General features: G+C 74.2%; 21 protein-coding genes. 9 read left to right on the top strand and 12 right to left on the bottom strand.

The window, feature by feature from the left end; all coding sequences use genetic code 11:
* Positions 1 to 61: 61 nt before the first annotated feature.
* Together O2V61_RS14140 and O2V61_RS14135 are read right to left on the bottom strand one after the other, a co-directional pair.
* Positions 62 to 604 carry a PH domain-containing protein gene (locus tag O2V61_RS14140; protein ID WP_269183911.1) on the bottom strand — a complete coding sequence of 181 codons (543 nt, stop codon included), beginning with the start codon at positions 602 to 604 and terminating at the stop codon, positions 62 to 64.
* A 152-nt stretch (positions 605 to 756) separates the two neighbouring features.
* Positions 757 to 1596 (bottom strand): biotin--[acetyl-CoA-carboxylase] ligase, encoded by an 840-nt coding sequence (locus tag O2V61_RS14135; RefSeq protein ID WP_269183910.1) that lies wholly within the window; start codon positions 1594 to 1596, stop codon positions 757 to 759.
* A 20-nt stretch (positions 1597 to 1616) separates the two neighbouring features.
* Here O2V61_RS14135 and O2V61_RS14130 point away from each other — a divergent pair, with 20 nt between their 5' ends.
* From O2V61_RS14130 to O2V61_RS14115, 4 genes are read left to right on the top strand one after another with little or no spacing between them, the layout of a single operon-like run.
* Positions 1617 to 3245 carry an acyl-CoA carboxylase subunit beta gene (locus tag O2V61_RS14130; protein WP_269183909.1) on the top strand — a complete coding sequence of 543 codons (1629 nt, stop codon included), beginning with the start codon at positions 1617 to 1619 and terminating at the stop codon, positions 3243 to 3245.
* Positions 3245 to 3463, top strand: a complete 219-nt coding sequence (locus tag O2V61_RS14125) for an acyl-CoA carboxylase subunit epsilon (RefSeq protein ID WP_269183908.1) — start codon at positions 3245 to 3247, stop codon at positions 3461 to 3463. The genes O2V61_RS14130 and O2V61_RS14125 overlap by 1 nt, the downstream gene beginning before the upstream one ends.
* Entirely contained in the window at positions 3460 to 4062 is a 603-nt protein-coding gene (locus O2V61_RS14120) for a Maf family protein (RefSeq protein WP_269183907.1), read from the top strand. The genes O2V61_RS14125 and O2V61_RS14120 overlap by 4 nt, the downstream gene beginning before the upstream one ends.
* Positions 4063 to 4105: 43 nt before the next feature.
* A complete protein-coding gene (locus tag O2V61_RS14115; protein WP_269183906.1) occupies positions 4106 to 5860 on the top strand; it encodes an acetyl/propionyl/methylcrotonyl-CoA carboxylase subunit alpha in 1755 nt (584 codons plus the stop codon).
* A 36-nt stretch (positions 5861 to 5896) separates the two neighbouring features.
* On the opposite strand, the gene O2V61_RS14110 is transcribed toward O2V61_RS14115, so the two are convergent.
* Together O2V61_RS14110 and O2V61_RS14105 are read right to left on the bottom strand one after the other, a co-directional pair.
* Positions 5897 to 7951 (bottom strand): reprolysin-like metallopeptidase, encoded by a 2055-nt coding sequence (locus O2V61_RS14110; protein WP_269183905.1) that lies wholly within the window; start codon positions 7949 to 7951, stop codon positions 5897 to 5899.
* Positions 7952 to 8389: 438 nt separating this feature from the next.
* Complete coding sequence (locus O2V61_RS14105; protein WP_269183904.1) at positions 8390 to 9799, bottom strand: NAD(P)H-quinone dehydrogenase; 1410 nt, start codon at positions 9797 to 9799, stop codon at positions 8390 to 8392.
* Positions 9800 to 9966: 167 nt separating this feature from the next.
* Between O2V61_RS14105 and O2V61_RS14100 the strand changes: the two genes are divergently transcribed.
* Positions 9967 to 10371 (top strand): GtrA family protein, encoded by a 405-nt coding sequence (locus O2V61_RS14100; protein ID WP_269183903.1) that lies wholly within the window; start codon positions 9967 to 9969, stop codon positions 10369 to 10371.
* A 3-nt stretch (positions 10372 to 10374) separates the two neighbouring features.
* Here the strand turns inward: O2V61_RS14100 and meaB are convergent, their stop codons facing one another.
* The 5 genes from meaB to O2V61_RS14075 are packed head-to-tail and all read right to left on the bottom strand — an operon-like array spanning position 10375 to position 17968.
* Positions 10375 to 11364, bottom strand: a complete 990-nt coding sequence (gene meaB / locus O2V61_RS14095; RefSeq protein ID WP_269183902.1) for a methylmalonyl Co-A mutase-associated GTPase MeaB — start codon at positions 11362 to 11364, stop codon at positions 10375 to 10377.
* 43 nt (positions 11365 to 11407) lie between these two features.
* Positions 11408 to 13618 carry a methylmalonyl-CoA mutase gene (gene scpA / locus O2V61_RS14090; RefSeq protein ID WP_269183901.1) on the bottom strand — a complete coding sequence of 737 codons (2211 nt, stop codon included), beginning with the start codon at positions 13616 to 13618 and terminating at the stop codon, positions 11408 to 11410.
* Positions 13615 to 15531, bottom strand: a complete 1917-nt coding sequence (locus O2V61_RS14085) for a methylmalonyl-CoA mutase family protein (RefSeq protein WP_269183900.1) — start codon at positions 15529 to 15531, stop codon at positions 13615 to 13617. Before O2V61_RS14085 ends, scpA begins: the two co-directional genes overlap by 4 nt.
* A 50-nt stretch (positions 15532 to 15581) precedes the next feature.
* Positions 15582 to 16823 carry an amidohydrolase gene (locus O2V61_RS14080; protein WP_269183899.1) on the bottom strand — a complete coding sequence of 414 codons (1242 nt, stop codon included), beginning with the start codon at positions 16821 to 16823 and terminating at the stop codon, positions 15582 to 15584.
* Complete coding sequence (locus tag O2V61_RS14075; protein ID WP_269183898.1) at positions 16820 to 17968, bottom strand: glutamate--cysteine ligase; 1149 nt, start codon at positions 17966 to 17968, stop codon at positions 16820 to 16822. The genes O2V61_RS14080 and O2V61_RS14075 overlap by 4 nt, the downstream gene beginning before the upstream one ends.
* An 80-nt stretch (positions 17969 to 18048) precedes the next feature.
* Here O2V61_RS14075 and O2V61_RS14070 point away from each other — a divergent pair, with 80 nt between their 5' ends.
* The 4 genes from O2V61_RS14070 to O2V61_RS14055 all read left to right on the top strand — a co-directional run bounded on the left by O2V61_RS14070 (position 18049) and on the right by O2V61_RS14055 (position 22804).
* On the top strand, positions 18049 to 19425 hold the full coding sequence (locus O2V61_RS14070; protein WP_269183897.1) for an FAD-dependent oxidoreductase: 1377 nt from the start codon (positions 18049 to 18051) through the stop codon (positions 19423 to 19425).
* 84 nt (positions 19426 to 19509) lie between these two features.
* Positions 19510 to 20328 (top strand): purine-nucleoside phosphorylase, encoded by an 819-nt coding sequence (locus O2V61_RS14065; RefSeq protein WP_269183896.1) that lies wholly within the window; start codon positions 19510 to 19512, stop codon positions 20326 to 20328.
* Positions 20325 to 21179, top strand: coding sequence for an NAD-dependent epimerase/dehydratase family protein (locus O2V61_RS14060; RefSeq protein WP_269183895.1), 855 nt, complete (start codon positions 20325 to 20327; stop codon positions 21177 to 21179). The genes O2V61_RS14065 and O2V61_RS14060 overlap by 4 nt, the downstream gene beginning before the upstream one ends.
* Positions 21176 to 22804, top strand: coding sequence for a phospho-sugar mutase (locus O2V61_RS14055; protein WP_269183894.1), 1629 nt, complete (start codon positions 21176 to 21178; stop codon positions 22802 to 22804). The genes O2V61_RS14060 and O2V61_RS14055 overlap by 4 nt, the downstream gene beginning before the upstream one ends.
* 10 nt (positions 22805 to 22814) lie before the next feature.
* Here O2V61_RS14055 and O2V61_RS14050 read toward each other — a convergent pair whose 3' ends face one another.
* From O2V61_RS14050 to O2V61_RS14040, 3 genes are read right to left on the bottom strand one after another with little or no spacing between them, the layout of a single operon-like run.
* Complete coding sequence (locus O2V61_RS14050) at positions 22815 to 23249, bottom strand: DUF805 domain-containing protein (protein WP_269183893.1); 435 nt, start codon at positions 23247 to 23249, stop codon at positions 22815 to 22817.
* Positions 23250 to 23277: 28 nt separating this feature from the next.
* Entirely contained in the window at positions 23278 to 23706 is a 429-nt protein-coding gene (locus O2V61_RS14045; RefSeq protein WP_269183892.1) for a DUF805 domain-containing protein, read from the bottom strand.
* Positions 23703 to 24590 carry a Gfo/Idh/MocA family protein gene (locus O2V61_RS14040; protein WP_269183891.1) on the bottom strand — a complete coding sequence of 296 codons (888 nt, stop codon included), beginning with the start codon at positions 24588 to 24590 and terminating at the stop codon, positions 23703 to 23705. The genes O2V61_RS14045 and O2V61_RS14040 overlap by 4 nt, the downstream gene beginning before the upstream one ends.
* Positions 24591 to 24592: the final 2 nt, after the last annotated feature.

Below are 24592 nucleotides of genomic sequence, written 5' to 3'. Positions count from 1 at the left end.
GCGACCTGCGGACCTCGCGGATCTCACCTGCACGTCGAGGTCCCGAGGACCGTCGGTCACCTCACTCCCGGGCCTCCGAGGTGGTCGGGCGATCACCGCCGTGCGGGGCCCGCCGGTCGGCGTCCTCCTCGATGAGCTGGTTGAGCAGTTGCTGCACCCCCTCGCTGTCCGGGATGGCCCGCAACACGGTCGGGCCGCCCTCCCCCGCCGTCTCGATCGAGACCGTGCCGGAGTTGACCAGCCGCTCCCCCAGGGTCTGCCGGTAGGAGACGTCGGTGATCCGGGACAGGCCGATGTCCCGGCCGTGCCGGGCCAGGATGCCGACCCGGTACAGCAGCCGGTGGGTGGTGATCACGTAGTGCGTGGTGCGCCAGCGCAGCAGCGGGGTGACGACCAGGAACACCGCGAGGACGACGGCGACCCCGACGACGACCAGACGCCAGAGCCCCTGCTGGTCCCCCGCGGGCACGATGGCGGCGCCGAAGGAGGCCAGGCCGACCAGCGCCAGGAACGCCACGATCGGCCAGAAGACGGTCAGCCAGTGCGGGTGCAGGTGGCGCTCGACCTCTTCATCGGCAGCGAGCACCTTGTCGGGGTAGGCCACGCCGACAGGATGACCTACCCGGCTGAGCGCCGTCACGGGCCACGACGACGGAGTCGGCGGTGTCGCGGCGCGAGGGCCCGAAGGGTCTTCCGACGTGGCACGGGACACGGCTCAGCGCCGCTGGTCCACGCTCCTGGCCGCGTTGCGGCCCGTCAGGGTCGCGATGTGCTCGGCCGCACGTGTCGCACGTCGCCGGAGGCGAGCTCCAGCAGCCCGGCGTCGGTGCGGACGACGAGCCGGCCGTCCCAGTCCACCGCCTCGGCGACCCCGTCGAGGGCCGAGCCGTCGGGCATGGTCACGGTGACGGCGGAACCGACCGTGCTGCACCAGGCCAGGTAGTCCTGGGCCAGGCCGGAGGAGACCGGGTCGCCGAGCACCTGCGACCACCGGGCGTGACGCCGCTCCAGCCCCCGCAGGAAGGCCAGCAGCACGGCGGCCCGGTCGACCGGTTGCGCCCGCACCAGCTCCAGCGAGGTGCCGGTGTCGGGGAGCTCGTCGGCACGGGTCGAGACGTTGAGGCCGACTCCCACCACCACGGCCGTGCCGGAGCTCTCGGCCAGGATGCCGGCCAGCTTCCGGCCGTCGGCGGCGAGCAGGTCGTTGGGCCACTTCAGCGAGGTGCGGACGCCGGTGACCTCGCCGACCGCCTCGGCCAGCGCCACCCCGGTGAGCAGCGAGAGCCAGGCGCGCCGGGCCGCGGGGACGTCGGGGCGCAGCAGCACCGAGACGGTCAGCCCCGCCCGCGGCGGCGACGTCCAGGTGCGGTCCAGCCGTCCGCGCCCGGCCTCCTGGTGCTCGGCCGCCAGCACCAGCCCCTCGGTGGCGCCCTCGGCCGCCCGGGCGACCAGCTCGGCGTTCGTCGACCCGATCGCCTCGACCACCTCGACCGCCCGCCACAGGTCGCTGCCGGCGGTGAGGGCGGCGGTCAGCGCGGCCGCGTCGAGGCCCGGCCGATCGATGGGAGGAGCTGCGGTGCGGGAGCTGTCGGGCACGTCACCTACGCTACGGCGCTGTGAGTGCCGCCGAACTGGAGAGCGCGGGAGAACCCGTCCCTGCCGACCTCGACCTGCACACCACCGCCGGCAAGCTGGCCGACTTCGAGCGGCGGGTGGAGGAGGCGACGCACGCCGGGTCGCAGCGCGCGGTCGACAAGCAGCACGCCGCCGGCAAGATGACCGCCCGGGAGCGGATCGAGGCGCTGCTGGACCCGGGCTCGTTCACCGAGCTCGACGAGTTCGCCCGGCACCGGTCCACCAACTTCGGGATGGACGCCAAGCGCCCGTTCGGGGACGGCGTCGTCACCGGCTACGGCACGGTCGACGGTCGCCCGGTCTGCGTCTTCTCCCAGGACGTCACCGTCTTCGGCGGCAGCCTCGGCGAGGTCTACGGCGAGAAGATCGTCAAGGTGCTGGACCTGGCCATGCGCAACGGCTGCCCGGTCATCGGCATCAACGAGGGCGGTGGCGCCCGGATCCAGGAGGGCGTGGTCTCCCTCGGCCTCTACGCCGAGATCTTCCGGCGCAACGTGCACGCCTCGGGCGTGATCCCGCAGATCTCCCTGGTGATGGGCGCCGCCGCCGGTGGGCACGTCTACTCCCCCGCGCTGACCGACTTCATCGTCATGGTCGACAAGACCAGCCAGATGTTCATCACCGGCCCCGACGTGGTGAAGACGGTGACCGGGGAGGACGTGACGCTGGAGGAGCTGGGCGGCGCCCGCACCCACAACACCAAGTCCGGCGTCGCCCACTACCTGGCCGAGGACGAGGCCGATGCGCTGGACTACGTGAAGGCCCTGCTGTCGCACCTGCCCAGCAACAACCTCGACCCGCTGCCGGTGGTCGAGGCCCCGCCGGTCGAGATCGCCCTCCCCGAGGCGCTCACCGACGTCGACCGCGAGCTGGACACCTTCATCCCGGACTCGCCGAACACGCCCTACGACATGCACACCGTGATCGAGCACGTGCTGGACGACGAGGAGTTCCTCGAGGTCCAGGCGTTGTTCGCGCCCAACATCCTCATCGGCTTCGGCCGGGTCGAGGGCCGGCCGGTCGGCGTGGTGGCCAACCAGCCCACCCAGCTCGCCGGCACGCTGGACATCGACGCCAGCGAGAAGGCCGCGCGGTTCGTGCGCACCTGCGACGCCTTCAACATCCCGGTGCTCACCTTCGTCGACGTCCCCGGCTTCCTGCCCGGCACCTCGCAGGAGTGGGACGGGATCATCCGGCGCGGCGCCAAGCTGATCTACGCCTACGCCGAGGCCACCGTCCCGAAGATCACCGTGATCACCCGCAAGGCCTACGGCGGCGCCTACGACGTGATGGGCTCCAAGCACCTCGGCGCCGACGTCAACCTGGCCTGGCCGACCGCCCAGATCGCGGTGATCGGCGCCCAGGGCGCCGTCGGCATCCTCTACCGCAAGGAGCTCGCCGCGGCCGAGGACCCGGAGTCGCTGCGCGCCGAGCTGGTCACCGACTACGAGGACACGCTCGCCAACCCCTACATCGCCGCCGACCGCGGGTACGTCGACGCGGTGATCCCGCCCTCGCACACCCGCGTCCACGTCGTCCGGGCGCTGCGGCTGCTGGCCAACAAGCGCCAGACCCTGCCCGCCAAGAAGCACGGGAACATCCCACTCTGATGACCGAACAGACCCAACCCCCACTGCTCCAGGTGGTCCGCGGCGAGCCGACTGCCGAGGAGCTCGCCGCGCTGACCGTCGTCGTCGCGGCGCTGTCCCAGCGCCGCACCCGTCGCCGTCCCACCCCGGTCGGGGCCTGGGCCGAGCGGGCCGACGTGCTGCGCCGGCCGCTGCTGGCCGGCCCCGGCGGCTGGCGCGCCTCGGGGCGGGCGTCATGACCCGGCGTCTCGTGCTCGCCTCCCAGTCCCCGGCCCGCCTGCAGCTGATGCGCCAGGCGGGGCTGAACCCGGAGGTGGTGGTCAGCGGCGTCGACGAGACGGCGGTGACCGCACCCAGGGTCGGTGAGCTCGTCGCCCTGCTCGCCGCCGCCAAGGCCGCCGCGGTCGCCAAGGACCAGACCGATGCGCTGGTGATCGGCGCCGACTCGGTGCTCGAGTTCCGCGGCCAGGCGCTCGGCAAGCCGGCCGACACCGCCGACGCGCGGGGCCGCTGGCAGCGGATGGGCGGGCGCAGCGGCGTCCTGCACACCGGTCAGGCGGTCTTCGACGTCCGGGACGGGGGCGTGGCCCAACGGGACGTCGGCGTCTCCTCCACCGTGGTCCACTTCGCCACGCCGACGTCGCAGGAGCTGGAGGCCTACCTCGCCACCGGTGAACCGCTGGGGGTGGCCGGCGCCTTCACCCTCGACGGGCTGGGCGCCCCGTTCGTGCGCCGGATCGAGGGCGACCCGTCCGCGGTGCTCGGCCTCTCGCTGCCGCTGCTGCGCACCCAGCTCGCCAAGCTCGGCCTGGCGATCACCGACCTCTGGCGACGCTGACCCGGCGCCCTTCAGCCCGCCCCGCCTCTCAAGGAGAACCAACGTGCAGAAGGTCCTGATCGCCAACCGCGGTGAGATCGCGGTGCGGGTGGCGCGCGCCTGCCGGGACGCCGGGCTCACCAGCGTCGCCGTGTACGCCGAACCCGACCGGGACGCGCTGCACGTGCGCGCCGCCGACGAGGCCTTCGCCCTCGGGGGCAGCACTCCCGGTGACTCCTACCTGGTGATCGACAAGGTCCTCGCCGCGGCGCGGGAGTCCGGCGCCGACGCCGTGCACCCCGGCTACGGCTTCCTGTCGGAGAACGCCGACTTCGCCCAGGCCGTGATCGACGCCGGCCTCACCTGGATCGGCCCGTCACCGCAGGCGATCATCGACCTCGGCGACAAGGTCGCCGCCCGGCACATCGCCACCCGGGCGGGCGCCCCGCTGGTGCCCGGCACCAAGGACCCGGTGGCGAACGCCGACGAGGTGGTCGCCTTCGCCCGGGAGCACGGGCTGCCGGTGGCCATCAAGGCCGCCTTCGGCGGCGGCGGTCGCGGCCTGAAGGTCGCCCGCACCCTCGAGGAGATCCCCGAGCTGTTCGACTCTGCGGTGCGCGAGGCCGTCTCGGCGTTCGGGCGCGGCGAGTGCTTCGTCGAGCGGTTCCTGGACAAGCCCCGGCACGTGGAGGCCCAGGTGCTGGCCGACACCCACGGCACCGTCGTCGTCGTCGGCACCCGGGACTGCTCGCTGCAGCGGCGCAACCAGAAGCTGGTCGAGGAGGCGCCGGCGCCGTTCCTCACCGACGACCAGCGGGAGCGGATCCACTCCTCGGCCAAGGCGATCTGCGCCGAGGCCGGCTACGTCGGTGCCGGGACCGTGGAGTACCTGGTCGGCACCGACGGCTCGATCTCCTTCCTGGAGGTCAACACCCGGCTGCAGGTCGAGCACCCGGTCAGCGAGGAGACCTCCGGGATCGACCTGGTCCGCCAGCAGTTCCGGATCGCCGAGGGCCTGCCGCTGGAGATCACCGAGGACCCCACCCCGCGCGGGCACAGCTTCGAGTTCCGGATCAACGCCGAGGACGCCGGCCGCAACTTCATGCCCGCCCCCGGACCGGTCACCCGGCTGGAGATCCCGCAGGGCCCCGGCGTGCGCTGGGACTCCGGGGTCGAGACCGGGGGTGAGGTGGCCGGTGCGTTCGACTCGATGCTGGCCAAGCTCATCGTCACGGGTGCCACGCGCGAGGAGGCCCTCCAGCGGGCCCGCCGCGCGCTGGCGGAGCTGGTCGTCGAGGGCATGCCGACCGTCGTCCCGTTCCACCGCGCGGTCGTCGCCGACCCGGCCTTCACCAGCGCGCCGTTCACAGTGCACACCCGCTGGATCGAGACCGAGTGGGACAACCAGGTCCAGCCGTACGGCCCCGCCGCGGAGACCGACGAGGCCGAGCCGCGGCAGACCGTCGTGGTCGAGGTCGGTGGCCGCCGCCTGGAGGTGTCGCTGCCCGCCGGGCTGGCCGCAGGCGGGGCGGCGCCGGCCGCGGGTGCGGCCAAGCCGCGCAAGCGCAGCGGCGGCGGCGGGTCGGCCGCCTCCGGCGACTCCCTCACCGCCCCGATGCAGGGCACGATCGTCAAGGTCGCCGTAGAGGACGGTGCCACCGTCGCCGCCGGTGACCTGGTGGTCGTGCTCGAGGCGATGAAGATGGAGCAGCCGATCGTGGCCCACCGGGCCGGGACGGTGTCCGGGCTGTCGGCCGAGGTCGGCGTCAGCGTCACCAGCGGCGCCGTCCTCTGCACGATCGCCGACGCCGCCGGCTGATCGGCCTGCGCCGGCGCAGCTGCTGCGCGCGGCAGGTCACCGCACGGGGTCTCCGCCGGTCCACCAGACGGGCGCGCCATCAGGCCGGTAGGCGACCAGGTTGCCGTCGTCCTGGAGGACGACGCGGGTCGCTCCTGACCCGCCCGTGCGCGAGTTCCACAGCGCCCGCCCGGCCGGTGAGTACACCACCAGGTTGCCGTCACCCTGCATCACCAGCCTCGAGCCGGCGGAGCCGTGGGTGCCGGCGTGCCACAGGACGCGCCCGTCCGCGGCGTAGAGGACCACGTTGCCGTCACCCTGCACCACCAGTCGGTACCGGCCACGAGGCGAGGACAGCAGCTGCCCGGACGTGAGGGTCTGCCCCGCGGACAGTTGTGCCGGAGCAGACGGCACGTCGGCACCGGTCCACCACAGCGGCTTGCCGTCCGCCCGGTAGAGCACGAGGTTGCCGTCGTCCTGCATCACCACGTACGCACCCGGGTTGCCCGATGTCCCGGTGTGCCAGACCGGGACACCGGTGCGGGAGTAGAGGACCAGGTTCCCGTCCCCCTGCATGACCAGGTAGCTCCGGGCCTGGCCCGTGCCGCTGTTCCAGATCGGCTGTCCGTTGCTCCGGTAGACGACGACGTTCCCGTCGCTCTGGACGACGGCCAGGTGGCTCCCGCTGGCGGACCTGAGGTGCCCATCATCGGTGAGGCCCTGCCCGGCGGCCAGGACATGGGGCTGTGTCGGTGGAGTGAGCTGGAGAGTGGCGGTGGCGACGGAGATGACGGCGGAGGCGCCGGCGGACTGCAGGGTGAGGCCGAACTCCCCATCGGCGACCGTGACGGGGACCCCGATCGGGAGGAAGGCGGTGATGTCGCTGCTCCAGCCCGATGAGGCCGAGGGGGAGGCGTCCAGCAGCAGTGAGGAGTCCCCGCCACCGACCTGCTCTCGCCGGACGAGCACCCCGGGCATCAGGCCGATCCGGTTGGCCGACGGGGCCAACCAGCTGTCCTGCCCTGCTGCCGGCCGGTACTCCACCCAGTAGACGGCACCGTCGGACGCGCTCAGTCGCAACGCCCGGGTGCCGCTCGACGCGGAGATCGGCGCCAGGGTGTGGTTCCCGGTCGAGGTGGTCGAGGTGACGTCGACGCGTTGCGCGGACGAGAGGACGCCGAGCGCAGCTGCGTGGCGCGCGCTCAGCGAGCCCACATGGTCCCAGGAGATGCCCATGACGTCGTAGTAGTCACGGTAGGAGCTGACCTGGCAGGCGGAGGACGTCGACTCCTCGACCGTCCCGGAGCACTGGAGCTGCGACGAGTGGCCCAGGCCCAGGTTGTGCCCGAACTCGTGTGCGATCACCGAGGTGGCCGGAGCCTGGACGTAGGCGAGCCCGCCGCTGTCGATGCTCGTGCCCAGGGTGCCCAGCCCGTAGCTGCAGCCGGGCGCACCAGCGGGCACGTAGACGAGCAGGTGCCGACCAGCGCCCGTGGTCCAGCCCGCTCGATCGGCGGCGGCCTGCCACAGGGCGAACGGGTCGCTGCACGTGGCCGTCGTCGTCGCCCAGTCGAACCCGGCGACCACACCGAAGCGCGCGACACCGGCGGACTGCTGCTCCCAGAAGTCGCCGACCGCACCGTTCACCACGTTCGTCACGGTCGCGAGGGTGGTGGAGTCACGGGCGACACCGCCCGGCTGCATCAGCACCACCGTGACCTCGTGGTTGACCGCGGCCACCGCGGGGGCCGTCACCGGTTCCTCCGCCGGCGCGAGGACCTCCGCGGCGACGAGTTCGTGGGCCGCCTCCAGCCCCTCCTGCGCGGCCGTGTCCTGCACCTCCGCACCCAGGGTCACCTGGACGGTCGAGCCGGTCTCCACCTCCGTCACGTCTCCGGTGGAGACCCGGACGGTCTCGCCGGACTCCGTCTGCACCCAGCTGAGCAGCGTGTCGTCGTGCCCGGCCTCGTCGTGCCCGGCCTCGTCGTGCCCGGCCTCGTCGTGCCCGGCCTCGTCGTGCCCGGCCTCGTCATGGGCGTGCCCGGTCTCAGCCTCGTCGCCCGGGCCGAACGGCGCCGGGTCCGCGAAGGCCTGCACCAGCTCGCCCAGCACGACTTCACCGGGTCCAGGCGCAGGCGCGTCCACCGCAGGGAGCGCGGCAGTCGTCGCGAGCGCCTCGGTCGTGACAGGCGCCTCGGAGGTGGCCGGTGCCTCGGTCGCCACAGGCGCCTCGGAGGTCGACGGCGCCTCGGTGGGGGCGGGCGCCTCGGTGGGGGCGGGCGCCTCGGCGGTGACGGGCGGGGTGGGCGACGAGGCGTCGTCCGCGCGAGCGTGGGTCGGACCCGTCGCGAGCATCCCGGCCAGCAGGACCGAGACCGTGACCAGTCCTCCGGAACGGAGGCGCGGTCGGTGGGGGAAGTGCACGGGAGGCTCCTGACCGAGAGGGGATCCCGATCAGGATCGGCACGCCCCCCGCAGAACTGGAGCGCGCGCCCCGGGGGGCGGCCGCGGGCCCCCACTCCGGGGGGCCTCAGGTGCGGCGACCCGGGTTCAGCTGTGCTCGTCCTCGATCCCCATCAGCCGGCGGCCGGCCTCGGTGATCGAACCGGACAGCGACGGGTAGATCGCGAAGGTCTGCGCGAGGTCCCCGGCGGTCAGGCCCTTGGTGACGGCCAGTGCGATCGGCAGGATCAGCTCCGACGCACCGGGCGCGACGACCACCCCACCGACGACGACGTCGGTCGACCGGCGGGTGAACAGCTTGACGAAGCCGCTGTGCAGGTCGCCCATCTTGGCCCGGGCGTTGGTCGCCAGCGGCAGCCGCACGACCTCCACGTCGGCGTCCTCGGTCAGCGTCTTCTCCTGCACGCCGACCGTGGCGATCTCCGGGTGGGTGAAGACGTTGGCCGAGACGGTCTTCAGCCGGATCGGCGCGACCGCTTCGCCGAGGGCGTGCCACATGGCGATCCGGCCCTGCATGGCCGCCACGGAGGCGAGCTGGAAGACCCCGGTGACGTCGCCGGCGGCGTAGACGCCGGCGACGGTGGTGCGGGAGACCCGGTCGACGACGACGTGCCCTGCGGGGGTGAGCTCGACGCCGCAGGCCTCCAGGTTCATCCCCCCGCTGTTGGGCACGGTGCCCACGGTCATCAGCGCGTGCGAGCCCTCGACGACGCGGCCGTCGGTCAGCTCGACCCGCACGCCCTTCTCGGTGCGCACGACCTTGTCCGCGCGGCTGCGCTCGGCGATCCGGCCGCCCCGGGACTGGAAGACCTCCTCGACGACGGCCGCGGCGTCGGCGTCCTCGCCGGGCAGCACCTGGTCGCGGGAGGACACCAGGGTGACCGGCACGCCGGCCTCGAGGTAGCCGGAGGCGAACTCCGCACCGGTGACACCGGAACCGATCACGATCAGGTGCTCGGGCATCTCCTGGAGCTCGTAGACGTCGCGCCAGGACAGGATCCGCTCGCCGTCCGGCTCGGCACCGGGCAGCACGCGCGGGTCGGCACCGGTGGCGATGAGGACGACGTCGCCCTCCAGCGTCTCGGCGACCTGCCCGTCGGCGTCCACGACCTCGACCCGGTGCACGGTCAGCCCGAGCTTCTCGTCGGCCAGCCGGGCCGAGGCACGGATGATCCGCACCCCCTCGGACTCCAAGCGGTGGTGGATGTCCGAGGACTGCGCGACGGCCAGTCCCTTGATCCGGCTGTTCACCGTCGCCAGGTCCAGCGCAGCCCGCCCCAGCTCGGTGCCGGTGACCCCCAGGGCGACGGAGTCGCGGACCCAGGTCATCGCACCGGCGGAGGCGATGAAGGTCTTCGACGGCACGCAGTCGGTCAGCACGCTGGCGCCGCCGATGCCGTCGCGCTCGACGACGGTGACGTCCGCACCGAGCTGGGCGGCGACGAGCGCGGCCTCGTACCCGGCCGGGCCGCCGCCGATGATGACGATGCGGGTCATGGCTGCTGCTCCCAGTGCTGGACCGATGTGTGCACCCGCCATTGTCCCTGTTGCGGCAGGCACTGTCGGCCACCGACGCGACCACACCGCGCACCGAGCTGCTCGCTAGGCTGCCCGGGTCGGGCTGTGCTCCCGCGACTGCCGTTCGATCGCGATCCGAGGGACACGTGACCACCGACCCACAACGACCCGGCGACCTGTGGGGACAGCTGGTCCGGTTCGTCGTCGTCGGCCTGTTCAGCGCCGTCGTCGACTTCACCGTCTACACCCTCGCCCTGCACCTGGGCCTGTGGGTGCACGCCGCCCGTGCACTCAGCTTCGTGTGCGGCACCACCACCGCGTACGCGCTGAACCGGCGCTGGGCGTTCCGGGTGGCGGGCGGCCGCAATCGGGCGCTGGGCTTCACGCTGCTCTACAGCACGACGTTCTTCGTCATCCTCGGCGTGAACGCGCTGGCGCTCGCCGTCCTCCCGGAGCGCTCGTGGACGATCACGCTGGCCTGGGCGCTGTCCCAGGGGTTCGGCACCGCCTGCAACTTCGTGATGCTGCGGACCGTCGTCTTCCGCAGCTGAGGATCAGTCCGGCACGGTCCCGAACGCGTCCAGCAGCCGGCGGGCGGCCAGCGCCGGGGTGAGCTCGCCGGCCAGCACGGCCGCCTCCAGCTCCGGCGTCGCCGCCCGCACCGCGGGGTGCTCGCGCAGCTGGTGCTCCAGCCCGTCGCGGACCAGCTGCCAGGTCCAGCGCACCTGCTGCGCCCGGCGCCGCTCGACCAGCTGACCCGAGGCCCGCATCCGGTCCTGGTGCTCGACGACCTTCGCCCACACCTCGACCAGCCCGGCGCCGCTGAGCCCGGCGCAGGTGAGCACCGGGACGTCCCACTCGGTGTGCCCGCGCAGCATCCGGATCGCCCCGGCCAGCTCGCGGGCGGCGCGGCGGGCGTCGACCTCAGCCGGGCCGTCGGCCTTGTTGACCGCGATCACGTCGGCGATCTCCAGGATGCCGCGCTTGATCCCCTGCAGCTGGTCACCGGTGCGGGCCAGGGTGAGGAACAGGAAGGAGTCGACCATCTCCGCGACGGTCACCTCCGACTGGCCGACCCCGACGGTCTCCACCAGGACGACGTCGTACCCGGCCGCCTCCACCACGACCATCGACTCCCGGGTCGCCTGGGCCACCCCACCGAGCGTGCCGGCGGTCGGCGCCGGCCGGATGAACGCGTTCGGGTCCACGGCCAACCGGGCCATCCGGGTCTTGTCGCCCAGGATCGAGCCACCGGACCGGGCCGACGACGGGTCGACGGCGAGCACCGCGACCTTCGACCCCGCCGCGGTCAGGTCGACGCCCAGGGAGTCGATGAACGTCGACTTCCCGACCCCCGGGACGCCGCTGATCCCCACCCGCCGGGCGTTCCCGGCGTGCGGCAGCAGCTGCACCAGCAGCTCCTGGGCCGCCTCCCGGTGGTCGGCCCGACGCGACTCGACCAGCGTGATCGCCCGCGCCATCGCCCGCCGGTCCCCGGCGAGCACCCCCTCGGTCAACCCGGGGACGTCGACGGGCCGACTCACACCGGCCCCCGACCCACCAAAATGGCCATTGCGGTGGACGGGGTCACGCGTGGCCGAGCCGGGTGGAGAGGGTGCGGAGCAGGTCCTGGGCGGCGTCGGCGATCACGGTGCCGGGTGGGAAGACGGCGGCGGCGCCCATCTCCTTCAGGGTCGGGACGTCGTCCGGCGGGATCACCCCGCCCACCACGACCAGCACGTCGTCGGCCCCGAGCTCGGCGAGCGCGTCCCGCAGCGCCGGCACCAGCGTGAGGTGGCCGGCAGCGAGGGAGGAGACGCCGACGACGTGCACGTCAGCCTCGACGGCCTGCCGGGCGACCTCCTCCGGCGTCTGGAACAGCGGGCCGACGTCGACGTCGAAGCCGAGGTCGGCGAAGGCGGTGGCGATCACCTTCTGCCCGCGGTCGTGCCCGTCCTGGCCCATCTTGGCCACCAGGATCCGGGGGCGACGGCCCTCGGCCTCGGCGAACGCCGACGCCAGCGCACGGGTCTCGTCCACCGGGCCCGCTCCCCCTGCCTCGTCGCGGTACACGCCGGAGATGGTGCGCACCTGACCGGAGTGCCGGCCGTAGACCGCCTCCAGCGCGTCGGAGATCTCCCCCACCGACGCCTTCGCCCGGGCCGCGTCCACGGCCAGCTTGAGCAGGTTGCTCTCGAGCGAGGAGTCGCGGCGGCCGTCGGCGGCCGACCGGGCCGCGTCGGTCAGCCGGCCCAGCGCCTCGGTCACCGCGGCGCCGTCCCGGGAGGCGCGCAGCTCGGCGAGCTTCGCCTTCTGCTGGGCCAGCACGTCGGCGTTGTCGACCCGGAGCACGTCGACCGCCTCGTCGGCCTCGACCCGGTACTTGTTCACCCCGATCACCGGCTGGCGGCCGGAGTCGATCCGGGCCTGGGTGCGGGCCGCGGCCTCCTCGATCCGCAGCTTCGGGATGCCGTCGTCGATGGCCTGCGCCATGCCGCCGTGCTCGGCGACCTCGGCGATGTGCGCCCACGCCCGGCGGGCCAGGTCGTAGGTCAGCTTCTCCACGTACGCCGACCCGCCCCACGGGTCGATGACCCGCGTCGTCCCGGACTCCTGCTGCAGCAGCAGCTGCGTGTTGCGGGCGATCCGGGCGGAGAAGTCCGTCGGCAGCGCGAGCGCCTCGTCCAGGGCGTTGGTGTGCAGCGACTGGGTGTGCCCCTGGGTGGCGGCCATCGCCTCCAGGCAGGTGCGGACGACGTTGTTGTAGACGTCCTGCGCGGTCAGCGACCAGCCCGAGGTCTGGCAGTGGGTGCGCAGCGACATCGACTTGTCCTTGGTCGCCCCCGCCTCCTTCACCAGCTTGGCCCAGAGCAGCCGCCCGGCCCGCAGCTTGGCGACCTCCATGAAGAAGTTCATCCCGATGCCCCAGAAGAAGCTCAGCCGGGGCGCGAAGACGTCGACGTCCAGGCCCGCCGCCTTGCCCGCCTGCAGGTACTCCACCCCGTCGGCCAGGGTGTAGGCCAGCTCCAGGTCGGCCGTCGCCCCGGCCTCCTGGATGTGGTAGCCGGAGATGGAGATCGAGTTGAACCGCGGCATCTGCGTGGAGGTGAACCGGAAGATGTCGCTGATGATCTGCATCGAGGGCTTCGGCGGGTAGATGTAGGTGTTGCGGACCATGAACTCCTTGAGGATGTCGTTCTGGATCGTCCCCGTGAGCTGGTCCGGCTTCACCCCCTGCTCCTCGGCGGCGACCACGTAGAGCGCCAGCACCGGCAGGACGGCGCCGTTCATCGTCATCGACACGCTCATCTTGTCCAGCGGGATGCCGTCGAAGAGCTGCCGCATGTCCAGGATCGAGTCGATCGCCACCCCGGCCATCCCGACGTCGCCGGGCACCCGCGGGTGGTCGGAGTCGTAGCCGCGGTGGGTGGGCAGGTCGAAGGCGACCGAGAGCCCCTTCTGCCCGGCAGCCAGGTTGCGCCGGTAGAAGGCGTTGGACTCCGCCGCGGTGGAGAACCCGGCGTACTGCCGCACCGTCCACGGCTGGGTCGTGTACATCGTCGGGTAGGGCCCGCGCAGGTAGGGCGCCACGCCCGGGTAGGTGCCGAGGAAGTCCAGGTCACCCAGGTCGCCCTGAGTGAACAGCGGCGGGACGGCGATCCCCTCCGGCGTCTGCCAGGTCGCCTCACCGACGTCCCGGCCGGTGGCGTCGGCGTAGGCCTTCGCCCAGTCGTCCGACGTCGCCGTCGGCTGCGGGCGGCCCAGTTCCAGGCCACCGAAGTCGGGGATCGCGCTCATGCCCTTCCCTCCCCTCGGGCAGAAATGGCCATTTCTGCCCCCAGCAGTTCACCCAGGACCGTCGTCAGGACCGCCAGGGCGTCGCACCCGGCGTACAGGTACCCGTCGACGCCGTCCACCGCCAGGGACGGCGGCCCGGCGAGCCAGACCTGGGTGGCGCCGGCGGCCCGCAGCTCGGCGGCGAGCGGGGCGGCGGAGTCGGCGTAGTCGCGGTCGCTGCCGCAGATGCAGGCCACCGTCGTCCCGGCGAGGCCGTCGGCCCCGTCCCCGGTCGGCGCCGCCAGCCCGCCGGCACCGAACAGGTTCGCCGCGAACGTGGCCCGGGCGGTGTGCCGGGCGACCGGCCCGATCGTGGCCAGGTGCACCCGCGGGCGGGGATCGACGGACTCGACCCGGTCGCGCAGCTGCTCGAACGCCTGCGCGGCCCGCACCCGCGGCAGCCCGCCCGGGGCGGGCGGCAGCGCCTCGGCAGCCGGACGGCGGGTGGGCAGCACCTCGCTCGGGTTGGGGAACTCGGTGACCCCGGTGATGGCGTCGGTGCGGTGCGCGACCCGCTCCTGCCGCTCCGCCCACGCGGCGGCGATCCGGTCGGCGACCAGCCCGGACGTCAGCGCGGCCGCCAGCCCGCCGGCCCGCTCGATCTCGGTGAACCAGGCCCAGGCGGCCTGGGCGAGGGACTCGGTCAGCGACTCGACGTACCAGGAGCCACCGGCCGGGTCGAGCACCCGGGCGAGGTGCCCCTCCTCCACCAGCAGGCTCTGGGTGTTGCGCGCGATCCGCCGGGCGAAGGCGTCGGGCAGCCCGAGCGCTGCGTCGAAGGGCTGCACCGTCACCACGTCGGCACCGCCGACACCGGCGGCGAAGCAGGCCACCGTGGTGCGCAGCATGTTCACCCACGGGTCGCGCCGGGTGACCATGACGTTCGAGGTGACCGCGTGCTGCCGCATCGCCCGCGGCTCCGGCGGCGCCCCGCTGGCCTCCCCGACCCGGTCCCAGAGCCGTCGCGCCGCCCGCAGCGCGGCGATGGTGGTGAACTGGTCGGCGCTCGCCGACAGCCGGAACTCCACCTGGCCGAACGCGTCCGCCACGTCCAGGCCCTGAGCGGTGAGCGCCCGCAGGTAGGCCACCCCGGCGGCGACGGCGCAGCCGAGCTCCTCCACCACCGAGCCACCGGCGTCGGCGAACACCGTCCCGTCGACGACGACGGTGCGCCAGCCCGCCGGGGCGCGGCGGGCCAGGTCGGCCAGGCCGGTGAGGTCCTGCGGCTCCCCCGTCGCGGCCTGCACGCCGAGCGGGTCCAGTCCCAGGCAGCCGCCCGGCGCCAGGTCGGTGCGCCCCTCGACCAGCGTCAGGAAGGCCTCCGCGGCGGACGGCCCGCCCTGCAGGGTCACCGGTGCCAGGTCCAGCAGGACGTCGGCGAGCACCTCGCCCAGCGCGCCGACCGGCACCGCACCGTCGCCGACCACCAGCCACAGCGAGGAGACGCCGTTCTCCAGGTCCGCGGCGATCGCCTCCCGGGTGCGCGGCACGTCGGGGTCGGCGTGCCGCTGCCGCACGTCCCAGCCGGCGGGGACGTCGGCGTCCGCACCACCGGCCGCGGTCGTACCGGCAGCGCCGGCCCGGGAGCCACGGACGAACGGCGGCAGCCCGGGCACGCCGGCCAGCGCGGGCAGGTCCCCGGCGTCCTCGGCGGTGTAGAGCGGGGCGACGGTGACCCCGGTGGCGACGGTGCGGGCCAGCGCCTCCTCCACCGGGTCGGGCAGCTCGTCCCGGCCGGCCTTGCGCAGCACCCCCGCCACGAGTTCACGCCACTGGTCCCGGCTGGCGGCGGGGAACTCCCCGGCGAGGGTCAGCAGGTCGGGCGCGGCCGGCTCGGCCGGCGGCCGCGTGCCCTGCTGGTCGGTGGAGCTCATCGTCGGGTCCCCGCCTCTCAGGTGCCTGAGGGAAGTGCGTCGGAAGAGGTCTACAGGGCCGGACCGACGGGCGTACCAGCGGGTACGGCGTCGGCCGCCAGTGCGTGCAGCGCCGTGCGGGCCAGCAACCGCACCCCGACCCCGATCGCCCGCTCGTCGACGTCGAAGGTGCCGCGGTGCAGGTCCAACGTCTCGCCCCCGCCGTGGGTGCCCAGCCGGGCGAGCGCGATCGGCAGCACCTCCGCGAACCAGCCGAAGTCCTCCCCGCCCATGCTCTGCGGGGACAGCGCCACGGCCTCGCTGCCCACCGTCTCCAGCGCCGCGGACCGGAGCAGGGCCACGCTGCGCGGGTCGTTGACCACCGGCGGCACCCCGCGCACGTAGTCGATCGCCACCCGCGCCCCCGACGCCGTGGCGACGTCGGTGACCAGCCGGCGCACGAGGTCCTCGGCCTCGCTCCACACCGCGCGGTCGAGCACCCGCAGCGTGCCGCGCAGCTGACCGGTCTCGGGGATGGTGTTGGCCGCCACCCCGGCGCTGATCGCACCCCACACCAGCGAGACGCCGGCGCGCGGGTCGACCAGCCGGGACAGCAGCCCGGGGACCTCGGTGACCACCTGGCCCATCGCGTGCACCAGGTCGACGGTCAGCTGCGGTCGGGCGGTGTGCCCGCCGGGCCCGGTGAGCGTCACCTCGACCCGGTCGCAGGCCGCGGTGATCGCCCCGGTGCGCAGGCCGACCGAACCGGCCGTCAGCGAGGGGTCGCAGTGCAGCGCGAACGCCCGGGTCGCACCGGCCAGCACGCCCTCGTCGACGACCTCCAGCCCACCGCCGGGCACCTGCTCCTCGGCGGGCTGGAAGACGCACCGCACGGTGCCCGGCAGGTCGTCCAGCGACGCGAGCGCCAGCGCGACGCCGAGCAGCACCGTGGTGTGCACGTCATGGCCGCAGGCGTGGCAGAGCCCCTCGCGGGTGGAGGCGTAGGGGACGTCCTTGAGGTCGGCCAGCGGCAGCGCGTCGATGTCGGCGCGCAGCACGACGACCGGCCCGGCGTCCGGGTCGCCCCCGACGTCACAGACCAGCCCGGTGCCGGACTTCAGCCGGCGGGGCGCCAGGCCCGCTGCGGTGAGCCGCTGCTCCAGGAAGGCCGTCGTCTCGTGCTCGGCGAACCCCAGCTCGGGATGGGCGTGCAGGTGCCGGCGGACGGCGACCAGCTCGGGCTGGTGCTCGTGCGACCAGGAGTCGACGGCCCGGCCGAGGACGTCGGTGCCGCCGGTCTCCCCGCCGCTCATGCCGCCCCCGTCGCCGGCAGCCCGTCACGGAGCTCGGCGAGCAGGCTGTCGACCACCGGGGCCAGTGCACCGTCGTGCGCGGCGGCCACGGCCCGCTGGCGCTGGTAGGAGGCACCGGCGTCCAGCACCCGCCGGGCGTCGACCAGCTCGGCCTCGCAGCCGAGCTTGCGAGCGGTCGGCAGCAGCTCCTCGACCAGGTCGGCGATCGCCTCGCGCACCGGGCGCACGGTGCCCTGCTCGTCGACGACGATCTGGGCGTCCAGCCCGTAGCGCACCGCCCGCCACTTGTTCTCCCGCACGATCCAGTCCGTCGGTGAGGGCAGCGTGTAGCCGCGGTCGAGCTGGGTGTCGAACTGCTCGACCAGGCACTGGGCGAGCGCGGCGACCGCGCCGATCTCGTCGAGGGTGGGCAGGCCGTCGCAGATCCGCAGCTCGACGGTGCCGAAGTCCGGGTGCGGGCGGATGTCCCACCACACCTCGCGGACGCTCTCGATGGCGCCGGCGTCGATCAGCGTGCCCATGTACTCCTCGAACTCCGACCAGTCGGCCAACTGGTAGGGCAACCCAGCGGTCGGCATCGCCTCGAAGACCTTGGTGCGGGCCGACGCCAGGCCGGTGTCGCAGCCGGACCAGTAGGGCGAGGACGCCGACAGCGCCAGGAAGTGCGGCACGTACTGGGTGAGCGCGTTCACGATCGGGATGATCTTGTCGGGTGAGCGGACGCCGACGTGCACGTGCACCCCGAAGATCTGCAGCCGCCGGGCCGGCCACTGCATCCGCTCGACGAGCTCCGCGTAACGCTCCTTCGGCGAGATCTCCTGGCTGTCCCACCGCGTGAAGGGGTGGCTGCCGGCGCACATCACGCCCAGGCCGCGCCGCTCTGCGGCGCCGACCACCTCGGCCAGGGTGCCCGCCAGGTCGGCCTTCGCCTCGGCGACGGTGGTGCAGATCCCGGTGATGATCTCGATCGTCGACTGCAGCAGCTCGTGCTTGGCCTTGGGGTGCTCCTCCAGGCCCTCGGGGGTGAGCTCGGCGAGGATCTCGATGGCGCCGGAGGTCAGCTCGCGGGTCTGCGGGTCGATGAGCTGCAGCTCCCACTCCACTCCCAGGCTGGCGCGCTCGGACGAGTGGAAGGGGATCTGCACCCCGCGAGTCTAGGAGGGACACCGGACAGCCGCCGGTCCACGGCAGCGCGTCCGCTAGATGTAGCCCTACAGTCCGGACCGTGCGACGGCGACTGGTGGTCATCGGTGGGGACGCCGCGGGTGGCAGCGCTGCCTCGCAGGCCAGGAAGCGGTGCGCCGACCTCGACGTGGTGATGTTCGAGCGCGGCCGCTCGACCTCCTACTCCGCCTGCGGGATCCCCTACTGGATCAGCGGCACGGTGGAGAGCGAGGCGGCGCTGATCGCCCGCACACCCGACCAGCACCGCGCCATGGGCATCGACGTGCGGATGCGCACCGAGGTGACCGGCATCGACCTGGACCGCCGCACGGTCACCTGGCGGGACCTGGACGGCGGCGGACGGGGCAGCGAGTCCTTCGACGAGCTGGTCTACGCCACCGGCAGCGTGCCGATGCGCCCGCCCGTGCCCGGCATCGACGCCGACGGGGTGTACGGCGTCCAGGTCCTGGACGACGGGGTGGCGCTGCGCGCGGAGCTCGACAGCGGGCGGGTGCGCCGGGTCGTGGTGGTGGGCGGGGGCTACATCGGGCTGGAGATCGCCGAGGCGTGCCGGGTCCGCGACCTGGACGTCGCGGTGGTGGACCGCTCGGCCACCCCGGTGGGCACGTTCGACCCCGATGTCGGGCAGTTCATCGCCGACGCCGTGCGCGCCGAGGGCATCGAGCTGGTGATGAGCGAGGAAGTCGTCGCCGTCGACGTCGGCACCGATGGACGGGCCCGGGCGGTGCTGACCGCGGGCGGGCGTGAGCTGCCCGCCGATCTGGTCGTGCTCGGCCTGGGGGTGCGACCCAACGTCGGACTGGCCCGGGAGGCGGGAATCCCGCTGGGCATCTCCGGCGGCATCGCCGTCGACGCCCGGATGCACACCGAGGTGGAGGGGGTCTGGGCGGCCGGGGACTGCGTGGAGTCGCGGCACCGACTGTCGGGCCAGCGGATGGTGGTGGCGCTGGGCACGCACGCCAACAAGCAGGGCCGGGTGGCCGGGATCAACATCGGCGGGGGGTACGCCACCTTCCCCGGCGTGATCGGCACCGCGATCACGAAGGTGTGCGATCTGGAGGTCGCCCGCACCGGCCTGTCCAGCGAAGAGGCGCGGCAGGCCGGCTACGCGTTCGTGACGGCGTCGGTCGACTCGACCACCACGGCCGGCTACTTCCCCGGCGCCCAGCCCATCCGGCTCAAGATGATCGCCGAGCGGCGCAGTGGACGGCTGCTGGGCGCCCAGGTCGTCGGGGGTCCCGGGTCCGCCAAGCGGATCGACGCCCTGGCCGTCTCCATCTGGAACGAGATGACGGTCGACGAGATCCTGTCCCTGGACCTGTCCTACGCACCGCCGTTCGCCCCGGTCTGGGACCCGGTCCTCATCGCCGCCCGCAAGGCCTTCGAGGCAGTGGAGAGCGACGTCCGGGACCTCTGACCGGCTCGCCGGGCCGGGCGACCGGAGGTCGGGCGTCCGCCGCTCGCCCGCGGGGGTCGGCAGCCGCTGGGCTAGTTTCGGCCCGTGAGCACGCCGACCGCCACCGCCGTCCCCGACCCCGCCGCCCTCGCCGCCTCGGCGGCCGAGCAGCTGACCGCCGCCCTGGGCGGCGGCCACGACGTCGCGGTGGTGATGGGCTCGGGGTGGGCCCCGGCTGCCGACGCCTTCGGCGAGACGCTGGCCAGCGTCGCCATCGGCGACCTGCCCGGGTTCGCCGCCCCGACCGTCACCGGGCACGGCGGGCAGATCCGCTCGGTCCAGGTCGGTGCGCACAAGGTGCTGCTCTTCCTGGGCCGCACGCACCTGTACGAGGGCCGCGGGGTCGAGCCGGTGGTGCACGGGATCCGCACCGCTGCCGCGGCCGGGGTGCGCACCGTCGTCCTCACCAACGCCGCCGGCGGACTGCGCCCGGACCACCGCGTCGGGCAGGCCGTGCTGATCAGCGACCACCTGAACATGACCGCCCGCTCGCCGCTGGTGGGCGCGACCTTCGTCGACCTCACCGACCTGTACTCCGCCCGGCTGCGGACCCTGGCCCAGGAGATCGACCCGTCGCTGACCGAGGGCGTCTACGCCGCGCTGCCCGGCCCGCACTTCGAGACCCCGGCCGAGATCCGGATGCTCACCACGCTGGGCGCGGACCTGGTCGGCATGTCCACCGCACTGGAGGCGATCGCCGCCCGGGCAGCCGGGATGGAGGTGTTCGGCCTGTCGATGGTCACCAACGCCGCCGCCGGCATCACCGGCGAGGCGCTGGACCACCTCGAGGTGCTGGCGGCGGGCAAGGCGGCGGCCGGCCGGCTCGGCGCCTTCCTCGTGGAGCTGATCGGGCGGATGCCGTGACCGGGCCGGTCCTGGTCACCGGCGCCGCCGGCGGGCTCGGGACGGCGCTGCGCGGGGGGCTGCCGGAGCGCGGCTGGGCGGTGCGCAGCCTGGACGTGGTGCCGATCCAGGACCCGCGCCCGGGCGAGGAACACCTGGTGGCCGACGCCGCCGACCTGCCCGCGGTGACCGGGGCGGCGCAGGGGGCGGCGGCCGTGGTGCACCTGGCCGGGATCCTCGGCGAGGCGACCTGGCCGGCCATCGTGCGCTCGCACATCGAGACCACCCGCACCGCGCTGGAGGCGGCCCGGAAGGCCGGCGTCCCCCGGGTGGTGCTGGCCAGCAGCAACCACGCGAGCGGCTTCACCACCCGGCCGGCCTCCGGCCTGCTCACCGAGGCCGACGCGCCGCCGCGTCCGGACACCTACTACGGGGTGGCCAAGGTGACGATGGAGGCGCTCGGCTCGCTCTACGCCGACCGGTACGGCCTGGACGTCGTCTGCCTGCGGATCGGCAGCGCCTTCCCGCGGCCGACGACGGTCCGCCAGCTGGCGACCTGGCTCTCCCCCGGCGACACCGTGCGGCTGGTCGACGCCGCACTCCGCACTCCCTCCCCCGGGTTCCGGGTGGTCTGGGGCGTCTCGGCGAACACCCGCGGCTGGTGGGACCTCACCGCCGCCCGCGCGCTGGGCTACGAGCCGGCCGACGACGCCGAGGCGTACGCCGCCGAGCTGATCGCCGCCCAGGGCGAGGCGGACCCGGCCGATCCGGTGCACGCCCGGGTCGGCGGTGAGTACACGCTGCCGGGCGTCGACGTCGAGGTGGTCGAGGCCGCGCAGGGCCCGGTCCAGCCGAGTGGAGGCCCACGATGACCGACCTGCTGACCACCGCCCGCGCCTGGGCCGCCGCCGACCCGCACGCCGGTGACCGCGCCGAGATCGAGGCGCTCGTCGCCGCAGGGGACGAGGCCGAGCTGGCCCGCCGGTTCACCGGGCCGCTGACCTTCGGCACCGCCGGGCTGCGCGGCCCGCTGCGCGCCGGCCCGGCCGGGATGAACGCCGCCGTGGTCGGTCGCGCGGCCGCCGGGCTGGCCCGGTACCTCCACGACACGGGCCAGGGCGGCCGCGGCGTGGTCATCGGCTTCGACGCCCGGCACCGCTCCGACGAGTTCGCGCACGTCTCCGCCGCGGTGCTCTCCGGCGCCGGGTTCGCCGTCTCCGTGCTGCCCCGCCCGCTGCCCACGCCGGTGCTGTCCTACGCCGTCCGGCACCTGGGCGCGGCCGCCGGGGTCATGGTGACCGCCAGCCACAACCCGCCACAGGACAACGGCTACAAGGTCTACCTCGCCGACGGTGCGCAGCTCGTGCCGCCGGCCGACCGGGAGATCGAGGCCGCCATCGCGGCCACCGGCCCGGCCCGCGACATCCCGCTCGGGGACGAGTGGACCACCCTCGGCGACGACGTCGAGGCCGACTACGTCGCCGCGGTGGTGCGCGCCCTGGAGCCCGGCCGGGTGGACGCGGCGGCCCGCCGGCGTCTCGTGGTGGCCTACACCGCGATGCACGGCGTCGGCTCGGCGACCACCCAGCAGGTGTTCCAGGCCGCCGGCTTCGCCGCGCTGCACTGCGTCCCGGAGCAGGACCGGCCCGACCCGGCGTTCCCGACCGTCGCCTTCCCCAACCCGGAGGAGCCGGGCGCGGTGGACCTGCTGACTGCGCTGGCCGACCGCACCGGCGCCGACGTCGCGATCGCCGAGGACCCGGACGCCGACCGCTGCTCGGTGGTGGCGGGCGGGCGCCAGCTGACCGGCGACGAGGTCGGCGTGCTGCTGGGCGACTGGCTGCTCCGCCGCGGGGTGCGCGGCACCTACGCGAACTCGCTGGTCAGCGGCTCACTGCTGGGCACGCTCGCCGGCGCGCACGGCGTGCCGTTCGAGCAGACCCCGACCGGCTTCAAGTGGATCATCCGGGCCGGGTCGGCGGCGGCGCCGCTGGTCTTCGGCTACGAGGAGGCGCTGGGCTACGCGGTGTCACCCTCGGTGGCGCACGACAAGGACGGCGTCTCCGCGGCCCTCGCGGTCGCCCTGCTCGCCGCCGAGCTGGCGGTCGAGGGACGCACGCTGACCGACCGGCTCGACGAGCTGGCGGTCGAGCACGGCCTGTACGCCACCGGCCAGTACTCGGTCCGGGTCGAGGACCTCACGCTCATCTCCGGCGCGATGGCCCGGCTGCGCGCCCAGCCGCCGGCCCAGCTGCTGGACCGGCCGGTCGAGGTGGTCGACCTGGCGCAGGCCACCCCGCCGCTGGACGCGGTCCGGCTGACCGGCGAGGGCGTGCGGGTGATCGTGCGCCCCAGCGGGACCGAGCCGAAGCTCAAGGCCTACCTGGAGACCGTCGTCCCGGTGCCCGCCGCCGACGGTGTGCCGGCGGCGCGCAGCCAGGGTGCGGACGAGCTGGACCGGCTGCGCGCGGAGATGGCCGCCGCCCTCGGGCTGTGACCGCCCGGCGTCAGCCCCAGTAGGGCGGTCGTTCCGGCTCGGGCGCCGGCTCCGGCTGCGGGCTCGCCAGCGGGGCCGCGGACGGTGGCGGGCCGTACCGGTTGGGGCCGCCGTCGCCGGGCAGGAAGCCGGTGATCACCAGCAGGGCCACCTGGCCGAACAGCGGGACCAACCCGATCAGCAGCCACCACGCGGACATGCCGCGGTCGTGCAACCGGGTCGCACCGCTGGAGATCGACGCCGGCATCGCCAGCAGCCCGATCGTGGTCACGATCGGGCCGTAGCCGGTCTCGCCGGTGGCGATGCTCTCCAGCGAGCTGTTGCCCAGGGCCACGTCGGCCATCAGGGCCAACACGCTGAGCACCCCGATCGGGACGGCGTACTGCAACCACCAGGTGCGCCGGTCGATGCGCCCGCGGCGCACGTACCACTGCCAGAAGTCCACGGCTCCAGTCTGCCTCGCCGAACACGGGTCAGCGAGGAGGCGGCCCGTACCGATTCGGGTGCGACTGGGTGCTGAGGAAGCCGCAGGTGATCAGCAGGACCAACCAGCCGATGCCCGGGAGCAGGCTCCACAGCAGCCACCAGGCGGAGTGGTCGCGGTCGTGCAGCCGGGTGACGGTGGCCGCGACGTTCGGCACGGCGAGCACCAGGGCGACGAGCGCGGTCACCGGGCCGCCCTCCTCGGGGAAGAACCAGAGGACGTCGGCCACGTCGACGCTGCCCGGCCGGTCCTCGAACCGCGGGTAGCTGTCGGGGAACCACTGCGCGTCCACCGCCGAGGCCATCAGCCCGAACAGGCCGATGAGCAGCACGTACCGCAGCCACCAGTCGCTGCGCCGGATCCGCCCGGTGGGCACGTACCAGCCGAGCAGGCCACCGCGGCCGCCGTTCCCGCTCATCCCCCGGCGGTCTCCCGGCAGCCGGTGTGCAGCGACCGCTGCGCGGCCTCCAGCACCCGGACGACGTCCCGCCCGAAGGTGACGTCGCACGGGTGCACCCCGCCGGTCAGCGCAGCCGCTTGCAACTCGTCGACGGCGACCGCGTGCGCCTCGACCGCGGTGCCGGACTCGGGCAGCAGCACCAGCCGGCCGGCGTCCCCGTGCACCCAGATGTCGATGCCGGTGGCCAGCTCTCCCACGGTCGCCGAGACGGTCACCGTGCTCGCGCGGCCCTCGGGGTGGGTGAGCACCAGGTGCACGGTGTCGCCCAGCCCGGCGCCGGCCAGCACCGCGCTCACCGGCCCGAGCGCCGGCACCAGCAGGGAGAGCGCGTGCGGTCCGAGGTCCCACAGCGCACCGTGCTCCAGCCGCCACGGGGTCTCGAACGGCGAACCGGCCAGCCGGCCCAGCCAGGTGACCGCCCCGCCGGCCAGGGTGGTGCGGGACGCCTGCTCGAGCCAGGTGGAGGTCGCCGTCCGGAAGCGGTTGGTGAAGAAGACCACCGAGGCGACCCCGGCCGCCTCGACCGCGGTGACCACCCGGTCGGCCGCGGCGACCGACAGCGCCACCGGCTTCTCCAGCAGCAGGTGCTTGCCCGCGGCAGCCGCCCGCTCGGCGAGCGGCGCCTGGACGTCCGGGGGCAGCGCGAAGCTGACCGCGTCGACGTCGGCGAGCAGGGCGTCGACGTCGTCGGTGCCCGGGACGTCGAACTGCGCCCCGGCGGCCTTGGCCTTGGCCAGGTCCCTGCCCCACACGCCGACCAGCTCGGCGTCCGGGTGCCCGGCCAGTGAGGTGGCGTGCACCTCGGTCGCCCAGAACCCGGTGCCGAGCACCGCGAACCGCACGG

The sequence above is a fragment of the Modestobacter sp. VKM Ac-2985 genome, from assembly GCF_026967925.1.
GTDB lineage: Bacteria > Actinomycetota > Actinomycetes > Mycobacteriales > Geodermatophilaceae > Modestobacter.
The sequence above is the reverse complement of the archived record's forward strand: the minus strand, read 5'-3'. Positions and strand labels throughout refer to the sequence as shown.

What these genes read in the sequence shown, in the direction of transcription:
- O2V61_RS14125 (WP_269183908.1), top strand. Translation starts at nt 3,245, where the DNA reads ATGACCGAACAGACCCAACCCCCACTGCTCCAGGTGGTCCGCGGCGAG.
- O2V61_RS14120 (WP_269183907.1), top strand. Translation starts at nt 3,460, where the DNA reads ATGACCCGGCGTCTCGTGCTCGCCTCCCAGTCCCCGGCCCGCCTGCAG.
- O2V61_RS14105 (WP_269183904.1), bottom strand. Translation starts at nt 9,799, where the DNA reads ATGACCCGCATCGTCATCATCGGCGGCGGCCCGGCCGGGTACGAGGCC.
- scpA (WP_269183901.1), bottom strand. Translation starts at nt 13,618, where the DNA reads ATGAGCGCGATCCCCGACTTCGGTGGCCTGGAACTGGGCCGCCCGCAG.
- O2V61_RS14085 (WP_269183900.1), bottom strand. Translation starts at nt 15,531, where the DNA reads ATGAGCTCCACCGACCAGCAGGGCACGCGGCCGCCGGCCGAGCCGGCC.
- O2V61_RS14080 (WP_269183899.1), bottom strand. Translation starts at nt 16,823, where the DNA reads ATGAGCGGCGGGGAGACCGGCGGCACCGACGTCCTCGGCCGGGCCGTC.
- O2V61_RS14055 (WP_269183894.1), top strand. Translation starts at nt 21,176, where the DNA reads ATGACCGACCTGCTGACCACCGCCCGCGCCTGGGCCGCCGCCGACCCG.
- O2V61_RS14045 (WP_269183892.1), bottom strand. Translation starts at nt 23,706, where the DNA reads ATGAGCGGGAACGGCGGCCGCGGTGGCCTGCTCGGCTGGTACGTGCCC.